At 67.0% G+C, this 20918-nt stretch carries 22 protein-coding genes; 16 read left to right on the top strand and 6 right to left on the bottom strand.

Features of this window, described 5'->3' with window-relative positions; translation table 11 throughout:
* Positions 1-34 precede the first annotated feature (34 nt).
* The 3 genes from M1247_RS28445 to M1247_RS28435 are packed head-to-tail and all read left to right on the top strand — an operon-like array spanning position 35 to position 3260.
* Positions 35-1249, top strand: a complete 1215-nt coding sequence (locus M1247_RS28445) for a PP2C family protein-serine/threonine phosphatase (protein WP_317159748.1) — start codon at positions 35-37, stop codon at positions 1247-1249.
* Complete coding sequence (locus tag M1247_RS28440) at positions 1246-2820, top strand: sensor histidine kinase (RefSeq protein ID WP_317159747.1); 1575 nt, start codon at positions 1246-1248, stop codon at positions 2818-2820. Before M1247_RS28445 ends, M1247_RS28440 begins: the two co-directional genes overlap by 4 nt.
* Positions 2817-3260 carry a response regulator gene (locus M1247_RS28435; protein ID WP_317159746.1) on the top strand — a complete coding sequence of 148 codons (444 nt, stop codon included), beginning with the start codon at positions 2817-2819 and terminating at the stop codon, positions 3258-3260. Before M1247_RS28440 ends, M1247_RS28435 begins: the two co-directional genes overlap by 4 nt.
* Here M1247_RS28435 and M1247_RS28430 read toward each other — a convergent pair.
* A complete protein-coding gene (locus tag M1247_RS28430; protein WP_317159745.1) occupies positions 3251-3709 on the bottom strand; it encodes an ATP-binding protein in 459 nt (152 codons plus the stop codon). The two genes, M1247_RS28435 and M1247_RS28430, sit on opposite strands and share 10 nt — an antisense overlap.
* A gap of 32 nt (positions 3710-3741) precedes the next feature.
* Entirely contained in the window at positions 3742-4128 is a 387-nt protein-coding gene (locus tag M1247_RS28425; RefSeq protein ID WP_317159744.1) for an STAS domain-containing protein, read from the bottom strand.
* A 106-nt stretch (positions 4129-4234) separates the two neighbouring features.
* Between M1247_RS28425 and M1247_RS28420 the strand changes: the two genes are divergently transcribed.
* Positions 4235-5161 carry a LysR family transcriptional regulator gene (locus M1247_RS28420; RefSeq protein ID WP_317159743.1) on the top strand — a complete coding sequence of 309 codons (927 nt, stop codon included), beginning with the start codon at positions 4235-4237 and terminating at the stop codon, positions 5159-5161.
* 7 nt (positions 5162-5168) lie between these two features.
* On the opposite strand, the gene M1247_RS28415 is transcribed toward M1247_RS28420, so the two are convergent.
* Positions 5169-6146 (bottom strand): 2-hydroxyacid dehydrogenase, encoded by a 978-nt coding sequence (locus M1247_RS28415; RefSeq protein WP_317159742.1) that lies wholly within the window; start codon positions 6144-6146, stop codon positions 5169-5171.
* A gap of 297 nt (positions 6147-6443) precedes the next feature.
* Here M1247_RS28415 and M1247_RS28410 point away from each other — a divergent pair, with 297 nt between their 5' ends.
* Genes M1247_RS28410 through M1247_RS28370 form a run of 9 tightly spaced genes read left to right on the top strand, consistent with a single transcriptional unit; the run spans position 6444 to position 15746 of the window.
* Positions 6444-7982, top strand: a complete 1539-nt coding sequence (locus M1247_RS28410; RefSeq protein ID WP_317159741.1) for an ABC transporter substrate-binding protein — start codon at positions 6444-6446, stop codon at positions 7980-7982.
* Between the two features lie 19 nt (positions 7983-8001).
* Entirely contained in the window at positions 8002-8931 is a 930-nt protein-coding gene (locus M1247_RS28405; RefSeq protein WP_317159740.1) for an ABC transporter permease, read from the top strand.
* A 12-nt stretch (positions 8932-8943) separates the two neighbouring features.
* Positions 8944-9936, top strand: coding sequence for an ABC transporter permease (locus M1247_RS28400; protein WP_317159739.1), 993 nt, complete (start codon positions 8944-8946; stop codon positions 9934-9936).
* The gene (locus M1247_RS28395) at positions 9933-10931 is read left to right on the top strand and encodes an ABC transporter ATP-binding protein (RefSeq protein WP_317159738.1); all 999 of its coding nucleotides are present in this window, start codon (positions 9933-9935) and stop codon (positions 10929-10931) included. Before M1247_RS28400 ends, M1247_RS28395 begins: the two co-directional genes overlap by 4 nt.
* Entirely contained in the window at positions 10924-11907 is a 984-nt protein-coding gene (locus tag M1247_RS28390) for an ABC transporter ATP-binding protein (protein WP_317159737.1), read from the top strand. Before M1247_RS28395 ends, M1247_RS28390 begins: the two co-directional genes overlap by 8 nt.
* Positions 11904-12626 (top strand): sulfite exporter TauE/SafE family protein, encoded by a 723-nt coding sequence (locus M1247_RS28385; protein ID WP_317159736.1) that lies wholly within the window; start codon positions 11904-11906, stop codon positions 12624-12626. Before M1247_RS28390 ends, M1247_RS28385 begins: the two co-directional genes overlap by 4 nt.
* A 10-nt stretch (positions 12627-12636) precedes the next feature.
* Positions 12637-13419, top strand: a complete 783-nt coding sequence (locus M1247_RS28380; protein ID WP_317159786.1) for an IclR family transcriptional regulator — start codon at positions 12637-12639, stop codon at positions 13417-13419.
* Positions 13392-14759, top strand: a complete 1368-nt coding sequence (locus tag M1247_RS28375) for an enolase C-terminal domain-like protein (protein WP_317159735.1) — start codon at positions 13392-13394, stop codon at positions 14757-14759. Before M1247_RS28380 ends, M1247_RS28375 begins: the two co-directional genes overlap by 28 nt.
* A 3-nt stretch (positions 14760-14762) precedes the next feature.
* Positions 14763-15746 carry a 2-hydroxyacid dehydrogenase gene (locus M1247_RS28370; RefSeq protein WP_317159734.1) on the top strand — a complete coding sequence of 328 codons (984 nt, stop codon included), beginning with the start codon at positions 14763-14765 and terminating at the stop codon, positions 15744-15746.
* 5 nt (positions 15747-15751) lie between these two features.
* On the opposite strand, the gene M1247_RS28365 is transcribed toward M1247_RS28370, so the two are convergent.
* Both M1247_RS28365 and M1247_RS28360 read right to left on the bottom strand, forming a co-directional pair.
* The gene (locus M1247_RS28365; RefSeq protein ID WP_317159733.1) at positions 15752-16084 is read right to left on the bottom strand and encodes a 2-oxo-4-hydroxy-4-carboxy-5-ureidoimidazoline decarboxylase; all 333 of its coding nucleotides are present in this window, start codon (positions 16082-16084) and stop codon (positions 15752-15754) included.
* A 76-nt stretch (positions 16085-16160) separates the two neighbouring features.
* The gene (locus M1247_RS28360) at positions 16161-16646 is read right to left on the bottom strand and encodes an inorganic diphosphatase (RefSeq protein ID WP_317159732.1); all 486 of its coding nucleotides are present in this window, start codon (positions 16644-16646) and stop codon (positions 16161-16163) included.
* A 125-nt stretch (positions 16647-16771) separates the two neighbouring features.
* On the opposite strand from M1247_RS28360, the gene dacB reads away from it, so the two are divergent.
* The 3 genes from dacB to tilS are packed head-to-tail and all read left to right on the top strand — an operon-like array spanning position 16772 to position 20141.
* Positions 16772-18154 (top strand): D-alanyl-D-alanine carboxypeptidase/D-alanyl-D-alanine endopeptidase, encoded by a 1383-nt coding sequence (dacB, locus tag M1247_RS28355; RefSeq protein WP_317159731.1) that lies wholly within the window; start codon positions 16772-16774, stop codon positions 18152-18154.
* Positions 18151-19203, top strand: coding sequence for an Rv3626c family coenzyme F420 biosynthesis-associated protein (locus tag M1247_RS28350; RefSeq protein WP_317159730.1), 1053 nt, complete (start codon positions 18151-18153; stop codon positions 19201-19203). The genes dacB and M1247_RS28350 overlap by 4 nt, the downstream gene beginning before the upstream one ends.
* Positions 19182-20141, top strand: coding sequence for a tRNA lysidine(34) synthetase TilS (gene tilS, locus M1247_RS28345; protein ID WP_317159729.1), 960 nt, complete (start codon positions 19182-19184; stop codon positions 20139-20141). Before M1247_RS28350 ends, tilS begins: the two co-directional genes overlap by 22 nt.
* Here the strand turns inward: tilS and M1247_RS28340 are convergent.
* Positions 20138-20908 (bottom strand): carboxymuconolactone decarboxylase family protein, encoded by a 771-nt coding sequence (locus tag M1247_RS28340; RefSeq protein WP_317159728.1) that lies wholly within the window; start codon positions 20906-20908, stop codon positions 20138-20140. The two genes, tilS and M1247_RS28340, sit on opposite strands and share 4 nt — an antisense overlap.
* Between the last annotated feature and the right edge of the window lie 10 nt (positions 20909-20918).

Here is a 20918-nt window from a genome sequence, read left to right as displayed (position 1 = left end):
GGGTGACTTCGTTACGTGAAGGACGTGATTTCCCATGCGCGCGCCACTAGATCCGCAATACGTGCAGCCCGGTCCGGGCATCGTCGATACGGCGGCCCGACGTCGGCTGTCGTTGCTGCTCGTCGAGGACGACCGGGCTGATGCGCTCCTGGTCGAAGAACTCATCGCGGGCGCCCCTGACATCGACTTTCAGTGGGCGCAGTCCATCGCCGAGGCCGAGCGCCGTCTGGCGGCCGGCCGGCCGGACTGTGTGCTGCTCGATCTGAACCTGCCCGACTCGACCGGCATCGATGCGGTGCACCGCCTGGGCCATCTGGACGCCACCATCCCGGTCATCGTGCTCACCGGCCTCAACGACGAACATTTCGGAACCTCAGCGGTGGCCTCAGGGGCCCAGGACTACCTCGTCAAAGGCCGCGTCGACCCGGAGACGCTGCGCCGTGCGGTGTTGTATTCGATCGAGCGCAAACGCGCCCAGCTCACCGCGGTCGATCTGCACGCCAGCCGGATGCGCGAGCGGGAGAACGCGCGGCTCGAACGTGGTCTGTTGCCGTCTCCGGTGCTGTCGGAGCATCCAGGTGTCGACATCGTCACCCAGTCGCGACCCAGCAGGCAGCACGCCCTGGTCGGCGGTGATTTCTATGATGTGGTCCAGACGCCGAACGGGGCCGTTCACGTGATGATCGGTGACGTCGCCGGTCACGGGCCCGATGAGGCGGCGCTGGGGGTGGCCTTGCGCATCGGGTGGCGGGCGCTCACATTCGCCGGGCTGCGCGGCAACGATCGGATGCGTCAGCTCGAACAGGTGCTGACCGCCGAACGCCCCGGCAGCGGGATTTTCGCGACCTTGCTCAGCGTGGTGCTCGAACCTGACAGCGGACGTTTCGACGTGGTCCGCGCCGGCCATCCCGGCATGCTGTTGCACGGCAGGAACACCGTCGACTGGCTGGAACCTCCGGCCGGGCCCGCCCTGGGTCTCGGGGCCACCGAATGGCCGGTCAATCATCTCGAACTGCCCGAGCGACATGGGCTGCTATTGCTCACCGACGGGTTGTTCGAGGGCCATTCGGGGCGCGGCGACGAACGTCTCGGGGAAGACGGGCTGCTGGCGATGGCGCGTTCCCTCGCGGCATTGCCCGGCCCGGAATTCGTCGATGCGCTCATCGGCCAGGCGGAGTCGCGCGCAGGCCAACACGGGGGGCTCAGCGATGACATAGCGGTGATCCGGGTGGAACGATCCGCTACATGACATTGACCGTCCGCGGCTGGCAGGATCTCGTGTTGTCGGTGATGGGCGTGGTGGTCCTCGCTGGTGCGGTGGCCGGGGTGCTCCTGGTGAGTCGCACCGACGGTGTGACGCGTGAGCTGACCAACCACATCGAGCCGGCGGGAGTCGCCGCCTACCAGCTGCAGGCGGCGCTGCGCGATCAGGAAACGGCCGTCCGGGGTTACGCGCTCGCGGCCGACCGCCAGTTCCTGAGGCCCTACACCGACGGGCAGCGTGCGGAAGCACTTGCCGCCGAGCGCATCCGGAGCTACGTGGCAGACCGCACCGATCTCATCGCCGACCTCGATGCGATCGAACGGGCGGCCTCGGCGTGGCGAACTGGATACGCGGAGCCGTTGATTGCGCGCGTAATCCCGGGCCGCCCGGAGGCGACCGCCGCTGTCGCGGTGGACGGGGAGGCCGAATTCGAGCGCCTGCGTGGGCTGTTCGATGTGCAGAACCAGAATCTCGGTCAGGCCAGGGCGGCGGCGCTCGACGAGCTTGCCCAGGTACGCGGCTGGCGTGACGGCGTGATGATCGCGATGATCGTGGCCTTCTTCGTCATGACGCTGTTGCTGGCGGTGCTGGTGCGCAGGACGGTCACCCGCCCGCTGTCTGCGCTCGCGAGCGCGTGCAGGCGAATGAGTCAGGGCAAGTTCTCCGAACGCGTCATCGGGCGTGGGCCCAAAGACATCCGGGCCATCGCCTCAGACGTCGATGACATGCGGCAGCGGATCGTGGAGGAACTCGAGGCGGCGCGATCAGCCGGGATCGCGCTCGATGAGCAGGCCGTCGAACTGCGGCGGTCCAACGCCGAACTCGAGCAGTTCGCCTACGTGGCATCCCATGATCTGCAGGAGCCGTTGAGAAAGGTCGCCTCGTTCTGCCAGCTGCTGGAGAAGCGCTACGGTGACCAGCTCGATGAGCGTGGCGTCGAATACATCGGATTCGCCGTCGACGGCGCCAAGCGCATGCAGGTGCTGATCAACGATCTGCTCACCTTCTCACGCGTCGGGCGGCTCAACGCAACCCACACCGAGGTGGACCTCAATGCCGTGGTGGCGAGCGCGTTGCGGAACCTCGCCACCGCCATCGATGAATCGGGCGCCGAGGTGGTGCTGCCGTCCCGGCCGTTACCTCAGGTCGACGGAGACCCGACGCTGCTGACGATGGTGTGGCAGAACCTGATCGGCAACGCGGTGAAGTTCCGCTCCGAGAACATCTCGCCCCGCATCGTCGTGGACTTTGTCGAAGGCACGGGTGAAAACTCCGAGAACTGGGTATTCAGCGTGGCGGACAACGGAATCGGTATCGGTCAGGAGTTTGTGGACAAGGTCTTCGTCATATTTCAGCGGCTGCACGGCCGTGACTCCTACGGCGGCACCGGAATCGGGCTGGCGCTGTCCAAAAAGATCGTCGAGCACCACGGCGGAGCGATCTGGATCGACACCTCGTACACAGGCGGCACCCGGTTCTGTTTCACCCTGCCCGTCACCCCCACCACCGTGCCGGACGGTATGCCCGCGGCCCAGCTGGAAGGCAATTCCCCATGACGTCATCAGAATCCCGAGCGATCGACATCCTGCTGGTCGAGGACGATCCGGGAGATGAGCTCATCACCCGGGAAGCCTTCGAGCACAACAAGATCAAAAACAATCTGCATGTTGCCCACGATGGCGAAGAGGGCCTGGACTTCCTCTACCGGCGAGGTGCCCACAAGAACGCGCCGAGACCGGAACTGATCCTGCTGGACCTCAATCTGCCGAAGTACGACGGCAGGCAGCTACTGGAGACGATCAAGTCCGACGCCGATCTGTGCCATATCCCGATCGTCGTGCTCACGACTTCCTCAGCCGAGGAGGACATTCTGCGCAGCTACAAACTGCATGCCAATGCCTACGTCACCAAACCTGTTGATCTCGACCAGTTCATGAGTGCGGTGCGCCAGATCGACGAATTCTTCGTTCAGGTGGTGCGGCTGCCTCAGTTCTGAGCGTCGGCCGCGGCGCCCGGCACCGTGGCGATGTGATCCCACTGCAGGCGCACGTGGGTGCCGTGGGGAGTGGGATCGATGGTGGCCCGGTCGGTGAGTGCGCGCATCAGGGGGATACCGCGGCCGCGCGCGGGATTGTTGACCTCGTGGTCGGTGGCCCGCCATGCGCCCTCGTCGGCGACGGTCACCGTGAGGGTTGCCGCATCACGGTCGTAGTCGGCCCGCATGTGCATGACGCCGGGACGGTGCGCGCTCACGTACGCGAACTCGGCGGCGTTGGCCAACGCCTCATTGACGGCCAGCACCACGTCGCTGGCCTTGATCGGATCGAGGGCGAAGTGTCTGCGCAGCCAGGCCGTGAACTCATGCCGAAGCTGCGCGGCGCGTTCCGGAGCGGCGAGGTCAACCTTCGCGAAGCCTGCGCTTGAGCTTGGTTGCGCTTCTTTCATATCGCTTGTTGGCTACCCGATTGCAGTCCGTTTTATGCGCGCAGGGCGCTCAGTGCTTCATCCAGTGTGGCGTACAGGTCGACGACGTCGGCGATCCCGACGAGTTTGAGCGGTCGGCTGGTGGCGGGTCCGTCGGCGACCACGGCGAATCGCACCGCCGGGGTCAGGTCGCCGTGCGCGGCGACCAGCACTCCCATACCGGCGGAGGCCAGGAACTCCACTGCGCTGAGGTCGACCACCATGGCCGGTGGTGAACTCTTCGCGGCCGCGGCGATCGCCTCTTCGAGTTGAGGCGCGGTGAGCATGTCGACCGTTCCGGTCACCGCTACCACGCTGACCTCGCCGATGCGGCGTTCCTCGACCGCGCAGCTGGTTGCCGCACTGCTACCGCTGAGGGCGGGATCCTGCTGGCTACTCATCGTCACCTCCGACGTGTTCGTGCGCCTACGGCGACAATCGCCAAAATACTAGCCGGGACGTGGCCGCACACGAGTTATCCCAGCCTACGGCCGATAGGCTGCGTCGATGTTCTCACTGTCGCGGCTGTCGTGTTTCATCGCGGTGGCCGAGGAGCTGCACTTCGGCCGGGCGGCGGAACGCCTGCACATGACTCAGCCGCCGCTGAGCAGGCAGATTCAACAACTGGAGAACGAGCTCGGCGTCCATCTCATCGATCGCACCACCCGTTCGGTCACCCTGACGCCTGCCGGGGTGGCGTTCCTGCCCGATGCGCGACGCATCCTGCAACTGGCCGAGGGCGCCGCCCTCAACGTGAAACGGGTTCCTGCGGGCGACCTCGGCACGGTGGTCATCGGGTTCACTGCGGCCTCCGCCCACGCCGTCCTGCCGCCACTGCTGGAGGCGGCCCGCGACAAGCTGCCCGATGTGAAACTCGATCTGCGGGAGATGGTGACAGCGGCTCAGCTGGAAGGGCTGATGACCGGTGAGCTCGATCTGGGGATGGCCAGGCCGCCGTTCAAACGTCCGGGCCTGGTTTCGCGGCCTCTGCTGCACGAACAGCTCATCGCCGCATTGCCAGCCAGGCATCCGCTGGTAGAGGTCACCCGCCAGCTGACCCTGGGCGACCTCGACGGCCAGGACATGATCATGTACTCGCCGGTGCAGGCGCGGTATTTCAACGAATTGTTGATCAGCACCTTCACGATCGCAGGCGCCACACCGCGTTACATCCAGTACGTCACACAGGTGCACACCATGCTGGTGCTGGTGCGGTCCGACATCGGTATCGCACTGGTGCCCGCCTCGGCGGCGACGCTGCACCCCGAGGGTGTCGTGTTCCGGTCCATCGGCGCGTTCCGCGAACGGCCGGTCGAACTCGACGCGGTCTGGCGGGGCGACAGCACCAACCCGGCGCTGCTTCGGCTGCTGCGTGACGTGCTGCCGCAGCGCGAATGGACCACCGACGACCTGGTGGAGGATACGGTCGGTTAGGTGTCGGTCAGCGCGTGGTGTGTGCAGGCATCGGCACCGGGGTGACCAACTCGCCGGACTCCAGGAACTTGTCCAGGTTGGCCAGCGTGAGCTCCTCCATGGCCGCGCGGGTCTCGACGGTGCCGCTGCCCACGTGCGGCAGCAGCACCACGTTGTCCATCGTCAGCAGTGCCGCCGGCACGTTGGGCTCGTCGGTGAACACGTCCAGCCCAGCGCCTGCCAACCGGCCCGCCGCGAGCGCCTCGACCAACGCCTCCTCGTCGACAACGCTGCCCCTGGCGATGTTGACCAGGTAGCCGTCCGGCCCGAGCCCCTCGAGCACGTCCCGGTCCACCAGGTGGCGCGTCCCACTGCCGCCGGCGGCGGCGATGATCAGCACGTCGACGCCGCGCGCCAGTTCGGCAGGGGAGGACACATAGGTGTGCGGGCTGTCTTCCACCTGCCGCCGGTTGTGGTAGCTGATCGGGCAGCCGAACGCACTGAGTCGGGTGGCGATCGCCGTTCCGATGCGGCCCAGCCCGATGATCCCGACGCGGGCGCCCGAAACCTTGTGGGTCAGTGGATAATTTCCGTCGACCGGCCAGCGGCCGGCGCGCAGGTAGCGGTCAGCCGCGGAGAACTGGCGCATGACGTCGATGACCAATCCGACCGCGGTATCGGCCACGCAGTCACTGAGCACATCGGGGGTATTGCTGACCGCGACGTTTCTGGCCGCGGCGGCCTCGATATCGGTCGTGTCGTACCCGACGCCGAAGTTCACCACTGCACGCAGGTTCGGCAGTGCCGACATCAACTCCGCGTCGACGCCGGTCCGTCCTGAGGTGACCGCCGCAATGATCCCGGCGCCGTGCTCGGCGAGGAAAGCGTCGCGTTCGGCACCATCGGGCAGCACATGGGCGTGATAGTCGGTTCGCAGAGTGTCGACCAGGGACGGCTTCAGCGGTCCCACCTGCAGGACCCGGCGGGTGGAATCGGGGGTGTTCACGGAACTCACGGTAAGCCTGCCTGCAAATACCCGTCCAACACGGAAATAGCATGGCTTGATATCGAAGCTGCATAATTAGCTCGACGAGAGCGCATTTGCCGCATCGATCGATTGGCGGCGCATTGGAAAGTCCAGCTCAGCGCCGTTATTGCAGTGCTCCAGCCGACGTGACCGAACCGCCCGATGGGGCTTGTCCAGCCGATTTCACCGGGTTGACGCGGGTGGGCACCGTTCCTAGCGTGTGTCTGCGGTCACAACCAGCATCCACATACGTGGACGTCACATCCTGGAGGATCCATGAGACGTGTTCTTGTCGTGCTGGCCGCGTGCGTAGCCACCGCCGGCTGCTCGGTCGCCAACACCGGTCACGCGGGCTACGACCCGAACACCCTGCGCATCGTGCTGCCCCAGGAGCCGCCGACGCTGGAGCCCTGCGAGAGTTCGCTGACCTCGACCGGCGTGGTGGTCCGGTCGAACATCACCGAGCCGCTCATCGAACGCGATCCCAAAACCGGCGACCTGTTACCGCTGCTGGCCACCGGTTGGCGCCAGACCGCGCCCACGCAATGGACTTTCGATGTCCGTCCCGGCGTCGTGTTCTCCAACGGGGCACCGTTCACCGCCGCCGACGCCGCATTCTCGATCGACCGGGCGGTCAACTCCGACCTGCAGTGCAACGTCGACGGCTACGTCTTCGGCGACGACAAACTCCAGGTGTCCACGCCTGATGAGAACACCGTTGTTGTGGGCACACCCAAACCGGATCCGATTCTGCCGCTGCGTATCTCATTCGTCGAGATCGTGCCGAAGTCCACCAGCGCGACCGAGAAGGTGCGGGAGCCCATCGGCACCGGGCCCTATGCCATCGAGAAGTGGGAGTACGGGCAGAAGCTCCTGCTGCACCGCAACGACAGGTACTGGGGTGACAAACCGGCCTTCGCGCGCGCCGAATACCAGTGGCGCAGCGAAGGCAGCGTGCGCGCGGCGATGGTGGTCAACGACGAAGCCGACATCGGCACGTCCGTCGGCCCCGAGGACGGAGCCGGAGATCTCGGTGTGCCGTTCCCCAACAACGAAACCACCGCGCTGCGTATCACCGCCACCGAACCGCCGCTGGACGACATCCGGATCCGCCATGCGATCAACTATTCGGTCAATCGCACCGGAATCGTCAAGGCCCTGTTCCGTGGCCTCGGTGATCCGGCCTCTCAACTCATCCCGGAAGGCGTGGTCGGCTACAACGAAAACCTGCAGCCCTGGCCCTACGATCCGGACAAAGCCAAGCAACTGGTCGACGAGGCCAGGGCAGACGGTGTCCCTGTCGACCACCAGATCCGGTTGATCGGCCGCAACAGTCAGTTCCCGAAAGTCACCGAGACCGTCGAGGTGATCCAGAATGAACTGGCCAAGATCGGTCTGAACGTCAAGATCGAGATGATGGACACCGCCGCGCAGCTGCAGTACCAGCTACGGCCGTTCCCGGCCGACGCCGGGGCGTTCATCGCGCTGATCATGCACGGCAACCAGGCCGGTGACGCGGCCTTCAGCGTGGATCAGTACATGCGCAGCGACGGGGCGCAAAGTGCGTACGGCACACCGGCCTTCGACAAGAAGATCGAGGCGGCCGGCGAGCTCACCGGGGCACAGCGCCAGCAGGCCTACGCCAAGGTGTTCGCCGACGAACCCGAAGAGATCGGCCAGTTCGCCTACATCGCCCACATGACAGGTGTGCTCGCCAAGTCCCCCCGGGTGGACTACGAGCCCGATTCCGCGACCGGTGACGAGATGCGGCTGTCTGCGATGACGTTCGCCACCGACCGCACCGACAAGCAGTGATCAGCGGAAGGCCTTAGCAATGTTCCCGTTCGTGCGGCGCCGGATGTACACCAGCGCACTCCCTTTGATCGTCGTCCTGCTCGGTGTGTTCCTGCTGGCCCGCCTCACCGGTGACCCCACCAACCTGTACCTGCCCGAGTCGGCCACCGCCGAGCAGCGCGATGCGTTCAGGGCCGCCAACGGTTTCGACCAACCGTTGCTCACTCAGCTGGCGGACTACTTCAAGGGCGTCATCCATCTCGACTTCGGCGCCTCACTGCGTACCGGCCAGCCTGCGTCGGAAATGGCACTGCGCGCCTTCCCCGCCACCCTGCAGCTCGCGGTCACCACAATGCTGCTGGCGATCGTCTGCGCGGTGATCATCGGCTGCTGGGCGGCCTACCGGCCCAACTCACTGGCCGACCGGTTCTCCAGCCTGCTGTCCATGACCGCCGCGTCGATCCCGGACTTCTGGTTCGCCATCACCGGGGTGTGGTTGTTCGCGGTGCTGCTGGGATGGTTGCCCACCTCCGGCGTCGACAGTGGTGTGCTGTCCTGGATTCTGCCGGTGGCGACGCTGATGATCCGTCCACTCGGGGTACTGACCCAGGTGGTCCGGGGCGCCATGGTCTCGGCGCTGTCGGCGCCCTACATCAGGCTGGCCCGCAGTAAGGGCGCAGGCGATCTGCGGGTGGTCAGCCACCACGCCCTGCGCAACGCGGCGGCCCCTGCCCTCACCGTGGCGGGTGATCTGGCCGTCGGGTTGATCAACGGTGCGGTGGTCGTCGAGGCCATCTTCGGCTGGCCGGGCATCGGCAAGCTGATGATCGACGCGATCCTGCAACGCGATTTCGCGGTGCTGCAGGCTGCCGTACTGCTCACCGCGGTCAGCATTTTCGTCCTCAACATCATCATCGACGCCTGTTACGCGCTGCTCGACGCCCGCGTTCGGGAACCGGTCAAGGTTTAGGAGTTCAGCGATATGAGCGCACAAATCGACCTGGTGCCGGTGAAGCCGACGACGGCGATCGTCGGCGAGGCCGAAACGGAATCGGCCCGCCGCGGCCGCCGCAGTGTGTGGCTGCGGATGCTCGTCAACGACCGCGTGGCCGCCGTCGCCGCGGTCACGCTCGGACTGGTCTTTCTCACCGCGATATTCGGTCCCATGCTGGTCGGCAATCTGGCCACCGACATCGACCTGAACAACTCCAATCAGGCCCCCTTCACGCTCGCCCACGGCTGGGCCAACGTGCTGGGCACCGACCCGCTCGGCCGCAGCATGCTGGCCCGGCTCATCGTCGCCTGCCGCACCACATTGTCGGTCGCCGTTCCGGCCGTGTTGATTTCGGCGGTGATCGGATCGGTGATCGGAATGTGGGCCGGTTTTCACCGTGGCTGGCGCGAGACGGTGGCGATGCGGGTCGCCGATGTCATCATGAGCTTCCCGTCGTTGCTGCTCGCCGTGGTGGTGCTGTACGTGTTCTCGCCCAGCGCGGCCAACATCATCCTGGTGCTGGCGATTACCCGGATCCCGGTCTACCTGCGCACCGCCCGCGCCGAGTCGGCCGAACTGCAGAGCCGGATCTTCGTCGATGCGGCCCGCACGTTCGGGGCGAGCGCAACCTCGATCATCGGCCGCCACGTGCTCCCGATCGTGCTGCCGACGCTGCTCACCGTTGCGACACTGGACTTCTGCTACGTGATGCTCGCGGAAAGCTCCTTGAGCTTCCTGGGCATCGGCATCCAGCCGCCCGACGTCAGCTGGGGCCTGATGGTCTCGCAGGGCCGTACCTACCTGCACAGCGCGTGGTGGCTGTCGTTCTTCCCCGGCCTGGCCATCGTCATCACCACGGTGTCGGCCACGATCCTCGCAGCCTGGGCGCGCATCGCCACCGATCCCGCCCAGCGCTGGCGGCTCACCGTCCCGCAGAACCGCCTGTCCCGCTTCACCAAGACCGGAAAGGCCCTCTCATGACCGCAGCGCTGGATCACCCGGCTTTGGAGGTCGACGGGTTGTGCGTCGACATCAGAACCATCGCAGGCACCGTGCGCGCCGTCGACAATGTGTCTTTCGAGGCGCACCGGGGCGAGACCCTGGCGCTGCTCGGCGAATCGGGCTGCGGCAAGTCGATGACCGCCACCGCGCTGGTCGGGTTGCTGGAGCCTGTCGCGCGCGTCGTCTCCGGCTCGGCGGTGCTGGCCGGGCAGGGGGACGGCGTCGATCTCTTCGAGGCCGATCGCAAGCAGCGACGCAAGCTCGCCGGCACCGAACTGGCCATCGTGTTCCAGGATGCCCTCACTGCACTCAATCCGCTCTACACCGTGGGAACCCAACTGGCCGAGCCGTTTCGGATCCACCGCGGCCTGAGCGCCAAGGAAGCCAAACAGAAAGCGGTCGAGCTGATGACCCGGGTGGGCATCCCGGAGCCGGAGAACCGGTTGGGCTCCTACCCGCACCAGTTCTCCGGAGGCATGCGTCAGCGGCTGCTCATCGCAATGGCGGTGGCGCTGAACCCCACCGTGCTGATCGCCGATGAACCGACCACCGCGTTGGATGTCACTGTGCAGGCGCAGATCATGGCGCTGTTACGGGACCTGCGCACCGAATACCACATGGCCGTCGTGCTGATCACCCATGATCTCGCGCTGGTGGCCGAGGAGGCCGACCGGGTCGCCGTGATGTACGCCGGTCAGATCGTCGAAACCGGGCCGGTGGCAGAGGTGTTCGGGAATCCGAGGCACCCGTATACGGCGGGCCTGCTCAGTTCGGTACCGGTGGATGCCGCGCGCGGTGAGGCACTCAAATCGATCGGCGGCGTGCCACCGGATCTGCACTCCATCCCGGCGGGTTGTGTGTACCAGGACCGGTGCCCGCTGGCCGCTGACATCTGCATCACCACCAGGCCGGTGCTGGAAGGCGATGGCCGGCGCAGTGCCTGCCACTTCCCGGAGAAGGTAGAGAATGTCTGATCAACTGTTAGCGGTTCGCGACCTGCGCAAATCATTCCGGGTGGGCAAGAGCAGGCTGGTGGCCCTCGACGGCATCAACCTCGACCTGGCCCGCGGTGAGACGCTCGGCCTGGTGGGTGAATCCGGCTGCGGAAAGTCCACGCTGGCACGCACATTGATGATGCTGGAGCGACCGGACGAGGGCAGCGTGGCCTTCGACGGCATCGACCCGTTCAGCTTGCGCGGCAAGGATCTGCTGAAGTTCCGTCGCCGGGTGCAGATGGTATTTCAGGACCCCTACGCATCCTTGAACTCACGGATGACCGCGGGGGACATCATCGCCGAGCCGTGGCGCAGTCACAAGACCCTGTACCCGAACCGCAAGGACCGTGACATGCGGGTACGCGGCCTGCTGGATCTGGTCGGTCTCGGTGCCAAGGCCGCGGACAAGTATCCCCAGGAGTTCTCCGGCGGGCAGCGGCAGCGCATCGGCATCGCCAGGGCATTGGCACTCAATCCCGACGTCATCATCTGCGACGAGCCGGTGTCGGCGCTGGACCTTTCGGTGCAGGCCCAGGTGCTCAACCTGCTCAACGACTTGCAGCAGCAGCTGCAGATCTCCTACATCTTCATCTCCCACGACCTGTCGGTGGTCCGGCACGTCGCGGACCGGGTGACGGTGATGTACCTGGGCCGCATGGTCGAGAGCGGCGCCACGGAGGACGTCTACCAGAACCCGAGCCACCCCTACACGGCCGCACTGATGTCCGCCGCACCGAAACTGGATGCCGCGCAACGCACTGACCGGATCCTGCTCAGCGGAGAGGTGCCTTCGCCGTTGAATCCGCCGTCGGGTTGCCGTTTCCGGACCCGGTGCTCCCATGCCACCGAGATCTGTTCGACGCAGGCACCGGTCGCACTGCCGGACCCGTCGACCGCCGGGCATATCGCCGAATGCCATCACCGGTTGCAACCGGCGATGCCGGCGTCGGCGTGAGTGTCGCAGGCTATGTGATCATCGCCGCCGCCATCGTGCTGGGAGCGTGCATGCAGGCGTCGATCGGGTTCGGCATGGGCATGCTGGCCGCGCCCATCGTCGCGGTCGTCGATCCCGGCCTGATCCCCGGCACGCTCATCATGCTGGCCACCATGGTCACGTTGATGGTCGTGGTGCGCGAACACCAGCAGATAGACCTGGCCGGTACCGGCTGGGCCCTGGCCGGGCGGATACCGGGAACCGTCGCGGGGGCCCTGCTGCTCACGGTGCTGCCGGCACGTGCCCTGGGCTACATCCTGGCCGCGGTGGTGCTCGGCGGGGTAGCGCTCACCAGCTTCGGCTGGATACCGACGCCGCACCGGCGCAACCTGGTGCTGGCCGGCGCCACCTCGGGCGTGCTCGGCACCGCGACCGCGATCGGCGGCCCGCCCATGGCGTTGGTGTGGCAGAACAACACCGGTGCCCGGTTGCGCGGCACCATGAACGGGTTCTTTCTGGTGGGCTCGCTGTTGTCGATCCTGCTGCTGGCACTCACCGGTTCGATCGACCATCGGACCGTCACCATGTTCGCCATGCTGGTCCCGGCGGGGCTGGCTGGATACCTGTTGTCCCGCTTGGTCAACCGTCACCTGGACCGGCAGCGGCAGCGGTGGGCGGCAATCGTGATCTCGGCGTTGGGGGCCGTGGTCCTGATCGTCCGTCAGTTGATGGGAGGCTGAATTGACGAAAGTGAAGTCGGCGGTACGCACCGTGGAACTGCTGGAGTATCTGGCGGCGCGCCCCGATGAGCCGAGCAGGATCCGGGAGATCTGTGCGGCACTGGAGATGCCGCGCAGCTCCGCACATGCGCTGTTGCGGACGCTGGTGGCCCAGGGCTGGGTTCGCTCCGACAACGCGGGAACCCACTACAGCATCGGGATGCGGGCGCTGCTGGTCGGCACCAGTTACCTGGACGCCGATCCGTATCTGCCGATGATCATGCCGTTTCTCGACGACCTGCGCGGTCAGCTCGATGAGACGTTTCATCTCGGCAGGCTCGACGGTCATGACATCGTCTACCTCGCGACCCGCGAATCCCGTCAGTACGTGCGGGCCGCCAGCAAGGTCGGGCGCCGGTTACCGGCCCACACCACCGCGCTGGGCAAGGCGCTGCTCGCAGACCGGTTCGGCAGCGAACTCGACGTGCACATCCCGCAGTCGCTCGCCCCGCTGACCGCACACACCATCACCGATCGTGGTGCCCTGGAGGCCGAGCTGGACGAGGCGAGGGTCCGCGGATACGCCACGGACAACGAGGAGAACACCGTCGGGATCAAGTGTTTCGCGGTCACCCTGCGGTACTTGAAGCCGGCGCAGGACGCCATCAGCGCATCGATCCCGTGCGCGCGGCTGACCCCCCAACGCGAAGGCGAGATCGTCGAGGCCCTACGGATGGTGTGCGACAAGGTCTCCCGAGTGGTCCGCCCGGTTGCCAACGGCGACAAATGGTTCGCAGACAGGAGCACATCGTGAATACGCAAACCCCGACCGTGACCGAGATGACCGTGATCCCGATCGCCGGCCACGACAGCATGCTGTTGAACCTCAGCGGTGCGCACGGTCCGTTCTTCACCCGGAACCTGGTGATCCTCACCGATTCCGACGGGAACACCGGGGTGGGGGAGGTGCCGGGCGGGGAACCGATACGCCGCACCCTCGACGACGCCCGTCGGCTGGTGGTGGGCAGCTCTCTCGGTGCCTATCACGCCACCCTGGGTGCGATCAGGAAGACCTTCGCCGACCGAGACCGGGCCGGCCGCGGAGCGCAGACCTTCGACCTCCGGATCACGGTGCACGCGGTGACCGCGGTGGAATCCGCACTACTCGATCTGCTGGGCAAGTACCTCGGGGTGCCGGTGGCGGCGCTGCTGGGCGACGGGCAGCAGCGTACCCGCGTCCAGGCACTGGGTTACCTGTTCTACGTGGGGGACCGCAACCGCACCGACCTGGCGTACCGGTCGGCGGCCGACGAAGACGCCGATGCCGACGAGTGGCTGCGGATCCGCCACGATGAGGCGCTGACGCCCGAGTCGGTGGTCCGGTTGGCCGAGGCGGCGCGGGAACGGTACGGCTTCCGGGACTTCAAGCTGAAGGGTGGCGTGCTGCCCGCGGCCGATGAGGCAAAGGCGGTCACCGCGCTGGCCGAACGGTTCGGCGACGCCCGGATCACCCTGGATCCCAACGGCGGCTGGCTGCTCACCGATGCGATCCAGACCTGCCGCAGCCTCACCGATGTGCTGGCCTACGCCGAAGATCCGGTCGGACCTGAGGGCACGTTCTCGGGTCGGGAGGTGATGGCCGAGTTCAAGCGGGCCACGGGACTGCCGACCGCGACCAACATGATCGCCACCGACTGGCGCGAGCTGGGGCACACCATCCGGTCGGGCGCCGTGGACATCCCGCTGGCGGATCCGCATTTCTGGACGATGAGCGGGTCTGTCCGCGTCGCGCAGCTGTGCGATGTGTGGGGATTGACCTGGGGCTCGCACTCCAACAACCATTTCGACGTGTCGCTGGCGATGTTCACCCACGTGGCCGCCGCCGCGCCGGGCGACATCACCGCGATCGACACCCACTGGATCTGGCAGGACGGTCAGCGCATCACCAAGGCGCCGTACCGGATCGTGGACGGCTACCTCGACGTGCCTACGACGCCGGGTCTGGGGGTCGAGCTGGATGACGAGCGCGTCGCGGCGGCGCATGAGCTCTACCTCGCCCACGGCCTCGGCACGCGCGACGACGCCGTGGCGATGCAGTACCTGATCCCCGGTTGGAAGTTCGACAGCAAAAAACCCGCACTGCAACGGAACTGAATCATGAAAATACTGGTCGCCGATACTCACCTGCCCGCCCATCGCACGCGCCTGGAGGCCGGCCTGCCGGCGTCTGCGACCGTGCGCTGGGTTGTTCCCGGAGACGACGGCATCACAGCCGAGCTGGCCGATGCCGATGTCTTCGTCGGCAGCCGCTTCACCGCCCCGATGGCCGCCGCCGCACCCAAGCTGCGGCTGGTGCATGTCAACGGGGCAGGTACCGATCGGGTCGACCTCACCGCACTCGGCCCGGATGTCCAGGTAGCGAACACCTTTCACCACGAGCAGTCGATCGCGGAGTACGTCGCCGCTGCCGCGGTGATGCTGCGGCGGCAGATGCCCCAGCAGGACCGCGCGTTGCGCACCGGCCGGTGGGCCTCGCCCGGCTACGACGCTTCGATCGGTCAGTCCAGTTCGCTGCAGGGCGCCCGCGTCGGATTCGTCGGGTTCGGCCATATTGGTGGCAGCGCCTGGAAGCTGCTGCGCGCCTTCGGTGCTGAAGGCAGGGCCGTCACCGGCAGCGGCACGCTGGACGCCGCGGCCGCCGGGCTGAACTGGGCGGCCGACACCGGCGAACTCTGCCGACTGATGGCCGAATCCGAGGTGGTCGTGGTCTGCGCGCCGCTCACCGAGCGCTCCGTCGGCATGATCGGTGCCGAGGAATTGGCCGCGCTCGGGCCTGCCGGTGTGCTGATCAATGTCGGCCGCGGACCGCTGGTGGTGGAATCAGCGCTCTACGAAGCACTTTCCACCGGTTCCATCGCGGCAGCGGCGATCGACGTGTGGTACACCTACCCCGACTCCACCGGTTACGGCAGTCCCGCGGAGCGGCCCTTCCACACCTTGCCGAACGTGTTGATGACACCCCATGTATCCGGCGTCACCGCCAACACCTTCGCCGCCAGAGCCGATGACATCGCCGCCAACATCGGCCGGCTGCAGCGTGGCGAACCGTTGCGGAACGTGGTTCACCCTCCGGGGCGTTAGCTGCCCTACCAGTTGGAGAAGCCGCCCTCCGGCCCGAGCATGCGGCTCAGCCGGGTGCGGTTGATCTTCGCGAGCTGCGCCAGCACCACCGACTGGTCACCCGGGCTCAGTGCGATGGGCGGATACGCCTGCAACACCGCACCGAGGGATTCCGCACCCAGGTCGAACAGCAGCGCGTCGGCCTGCCGGAACAGTGTGTCGTAGTCGGCGTACGGGCGTTGGCGTGCCAGATCGGCGGCCAGCGCCACGCAGAAGCAGCATTCGTAGACCGCGTGCACGGCACGGCGCATCGGCAAGGCGTTGTACGCCTCAAGCCCCATGCCCTGATGCAGCAACACAGCTCAATCATCGAAGCTGCGTGGGACAGCTGGGTTACCCCGTGTTACGACGGGGAAAAATCAGTGCCGCGCGGTACTAATGCCCCGCTTTGAACCGCTCCACCGAACGCTGCAACTCGGCCTCGGCCTCCTCGCGACCCACCCAGTCGGCGGTCTTGACGAACTTGCCCGGCTCCAGGTCCTTGTAGTGCACGAAGAAATGCTTGATCGCGTCCAGTTCGAACTGCGACACATCGCCGAGATCGGTGATGTGGTCCCAGCGGGTGTCACCGGCAGGCACACACAGCAATTTGTCGTCGCCGCCGGCCTCATCGGTCATCTTGAACATCGCCACGGGCCGGGCCTCGACGACGCAACCCGGGAAGACCGATTCCGGCAGCAACACGAGCGCGTCCAACGGGTCGCCGTCCTCGCCGAGGGTGTTCTCGAAGAACCCGTAGTCGGCGGGATAACCCATCGCGGTGTAGAGGTAGCGGTCGAGTTTCACCCGGCCCGTCTCGTGATCCACCTCATACTTGTTGCGCGAACCCTTCGGGATCTCGATGACGACGTCGAACTCCACCGTCGCGGCTCCTTCGCATCTGCTGGTAAATGGGGTCGTCGGGCGACGACGCGGGTCAACCCTAATGGAGCGATAGGCTGCTCCAAAGGGGTGGCTCATCCGGATCGATCGAGAGCAGGAGAATTATGCGGCCCACTCGGTGGCGGCGGTCCACCCATGTGGCGGTAGGCGTCGCGGTCATTGTGCTGGTCGCCGCCGTCGTCGCAGTGGCCGCTGTGACGACCGGGCACCGCTCCAGCGAGGCGCAGTCGGTCAAGCCGGCGCCGCCGGCCGCGACGGCCGACCCGGGTATCACCCCGGTCGCCGATTCCGCGCCGACACCCACGCTGGGTGGTCTGGCCGCGGCGCTGGCACCCGCACTGGCCGACCCCAACCTCGGCGATGTCACCGGCCGCATCACCGACGCGAGCACCGGGGCGCAGCTGTGGGAACAGCACTCTGACGTGCCGATGCAGCCCGCGTCGGTCAACAAGGTCCTGACCACTGCCGCCGCACTGCTCACCCTGGAGCGCGACGCCCGCCTGGCCACGACCGTGCTGGCCGCAAGCTCCCGACCCGGCCTGGTGATCCTCAAGGGCGGCGGCGACACCACCCTGTCGGCCGCTCCAGCCGGTACCGACACCTGGTACAAGGGCGCGGCCCGGATCAGCGATCTCGCCGACCAGATCAGGCAGAGCGGGATCAAGGTGACCGCGGTCCAGGTGGACACCAGTGCTTATTCGGGCCCCACCATGGCGCCCGGTTGGGATCCGGCCGACATCGAGGGCGGCGACATCGCACCGATGGAGTCGGTGATGCTCGACGGTGGCCGCACCCAACCGGTGACCGTGGAGTCCCGACGCTCCGTCACCCCGGCGCTCGACGCGGGCCGGGCATTGGCGGTGGCGCTCAAAGTCGATCCCGAGACGGTCACGGTGCTGGCCTCGGGTGCCCCCGGTGGCCGGGAGATCGCGACCGTGCAGTCCGCGCCGCTCATCGAGCGGCTGCGGCAGATGATGAACGACTCCGACAACGTGATGGCCGAATCGATCGCCCGTGAGGTCGCCGACGAGCTGCACCGTCCGCAGAGCTTCACCGGCGGCGTCGAGGCCGTGCTGGGCCAGCTCGAGAGCGTCGGCATCGACACCGCTGGAGCCGACCTCGTCGACTCCAGCGGTCTGTCCGTCGAGGACCGGCTGACCGCGCAGACCCTCGACGAGGTGGTCAACGCCGCGGCGGGCGACTCCGAACCCACTCTGCGGCCGCTGGTCGATCTGCTCCCGATCGCCGGCGGCAGTGGCACCCTGTCCAACCGCTATCTCGACACCGACGCCGGACGCATCGCCGCCGGCTGGCTGCGCGCCAAGACCGGCTCGTTGACCGGAACCAACGCGCTGGCCGGAATCGTCACCGACGACGACGGCCGGGTGCTGACGTTCGCGTTGCTCTCCAACAATGCCGGGCTCTCCGGTCGCACCGCGATCGATGCGCTGGCCGCGGTGTTGCGCTCCTGTGGATGTGGTGCATGAGCAATCCCGCCAACATGACCGCAGGCCGCGCCGTGGACTGGGAGTTCGCCGCGACAGTCGGCGCGAAGCTGGCCCGGCCCGGGCCTGCCTCCACCGACTACACCCGCAATCAGGCCATCGAACAACTCTTCGAGAGCGCACGTACCGCGGAACTGCCGGTGCGCGACGTGACCGGGCTCAACGAGGGCGCGGAGGTGCCCGAGGCCCGCGTCATCGACCGTCCAGACTGGATCCGCGCGGCCACCCGCTCGATGCGGGTGATGACGGGCGCCACCGATGACAACCACAAACCCGGCTTCATCACCGGCCGCGTCACCGGCGCCGAGACCGGGGCCGTGCTGGCGTTCATCTCGGCGGGCATCCTCGGCCAGTTCGACCCCTTCGCGCCAGGCGGTGGCGAGCTGTTGCTGGTGTACCCGAATGTCATCGCGGTGGAACGCCAACTACGGGTCAGCCCAAGCGATTTCCGGCTGTGGGTGTGCCTGCACGAGGTCACCCACCGGGTCCAGTTCCGGGCAAACCCCTGGCTCACGGGCCACATGTCGCAAGCCCTGGCGGTGCTCACCTCCGATGCCGATCAGGAGGTCGCCGCGGCGATCGGCAGGCTCGCGCAGTTCGTGCGGAACCAGCGCAACGGTGCGCAGACCGACCCCGGTTCCACCGGCGTTCTGGGGCTGCTTCGTGCGGTGCAGTCCGAACCGCAACGCCGCGCGCTGGACCAGCTCCTGGTGCTCGGCACGCTGCTGGAAGGGCACGCTGACCACGTGATGGATGCGGTGGGACCCGCGGTCATCCCGTCGGTGGCCACCATCCGGCGTCGCTTCGACGAGCGCAGGCACCGCAAGCAGCCTCCGGTGCAACGGATCCTCCGGGCGCTGCTCGGGTTCGACGCGAAGCTCAGCCAGTACACCCGTGGCAAGGCGTTCGTCGACCACGTGGTGTCGGCTGTCGGCATGGCCCGGTTCAACACTGTGTGGACCAGCCCCGAAACCCTCCCGCTCCCAAGCGAAATCGATGAGCCGCAGCAATGGATCGATCGGGTGCTGTAGCGGCGTTGCGGCGCGCGGTGGCGGCCCTCGACAACGAGATCGATGGCGACCGCTGGTGCGTCGCACTGTCCGGCGGCCCGGATTCGTTGGCGCTCACCGCTGTTGCGGCCGCCCAGCGACCGACCACCGCGCTGATCGTCGACCACGGTCTGCAGCCGGGGTCGCGGGCGGTGGCCGAGACTGCGCGCGATCAGGCGCTGACGGTGGGATGCACGGCAGCCCACGTGCTGCCCGTCGTGGTCGGCCGGGTCGGCGGGCCGGAAGCCGCCGCGCGTGCGGCCCGCTACAGCGCGCTGCGGGCGGCCTGCGACGATGCGCCGGTTTTGCTCGGCCACACCCTCGACGACCAGGCCGAGACGGTGTTGTTGGGCCTGGGCCGCGGATCGGGGGCGCGGTCCATCGCGGGCATGCGTCCGCATGATCCCCCGTGGCACCGGCCGCTGCTGGAGGTGCGCCGGAGCGTCACATATGCCGCGTGCGGCGAGCTCGGACTCAGCCCGTGGCACGACCCGCACAACTTCGAACCGCGGTTCACCCGCACCCGGCTGCGCCTCGATGTCATGCCGCTGCTGGAGGAAGTGCTCGGCGGCGGCGTGGCCGAGGCGCTCGGCCGCACCGCCACCGCACTGCGGGAGGACACCGACACCCTCGACCAACTCGCCCGCGACGCACTCGAGGTGGCGTCGACCGGTGACGACGGCCTGGACATCGCCGGACTGGACGGGCTGCCCGACGCGGTCCGGCGGCGGGTGATCCGGGCCTGGTTGCTGGCCGGAGGCGCCAGTGGTTTGACCGACACCCAGATCCGCGGGGTGGACCGGCTGGTGACCGGGTGGCGCGGACAGGGCGGGGTGGCCGTCGGATCAGAGCTGCGTCGGCAGCGGCTGATCGCGGGCCGGCGCGACGGGGTGCTGCGGCTGCGTGTCGAAGAGGTTTAGAGCTCGTGACCGGCTTCGCGGGCTTCCTCGACGAGGATCGGCACGGCCGTCGTGGCGGCGTGGATGCCGATGACGCTGGCGATCTCCATCACCTCGAGGATCTCGCCTGCCGTCGCGCCGTAGCCGATCGCGTTTTCGATGTGCAGCTTCAGTCCGGGGACGTACAGGTGGGTCGCGGCGGTGTCGAAGGCGATGTAGACGAGCTCTTTGACCTTCGGCGACAAGGTGCCCGATTTCCACGGCACGCTCGAGAAGGCCGTGTACGCCTCGAACAGGTCGGGGTCGAGTTCGAGCATCTCGTCCCAGAAGGAATGCCAGTAGCCGCGATTCTCGGTGAACTCGGCCTTGATGCGCTCCTGGTTGGCGTCCAGCGGTGCCGGACCGGTGCGCAGGCCTTTCTCGACGAGCACCTGCACCAGGATGGGAACCCCGATGTTCATGGCGTGGATGCCCAGTGTGGAGGTCAGTTCGATCACCTCCATGATCTCGCTCGGCGTCGCACCCGCGGCGAAGGCCGCCTTGATGTGCTGGCGCACGCCGGGGGCGTACATGTGTGTCGCGGCGGCGTCGACCGCGATGAACATGAGCTCCTTGGTCACGTCGTCGAGGTGGTTGTGGCCCTCACGCCACGGCACCGAAGAGAACGCCGTGTAGGCCTCCAGGAATTCCGGGTCGAGCAGCAGGATGCTCTCCCACAGGTCGCTCCAGGTGCCCCGGATGCGGATGAAGTCGTCCTTGACCTGATGCTGGCGGGTCGACAGCGTCATGTGTTCTCTC

The sequence above is a fragment of the Mycobacterium appelbergii genome, from assembly GCF_032883035.1.
Taxonomy (GTDB): Bacteria; Actinomycetota; Actinomycetes; order Mycobacteriales; family Mycobacteriaceae; genus Mycobacterium; species Mycobacterium appelbergii.
Note: the sequence above shows the minus strand (reverse complement) of the source record. Positions and strands in the feature narration are given on the sequence as shown.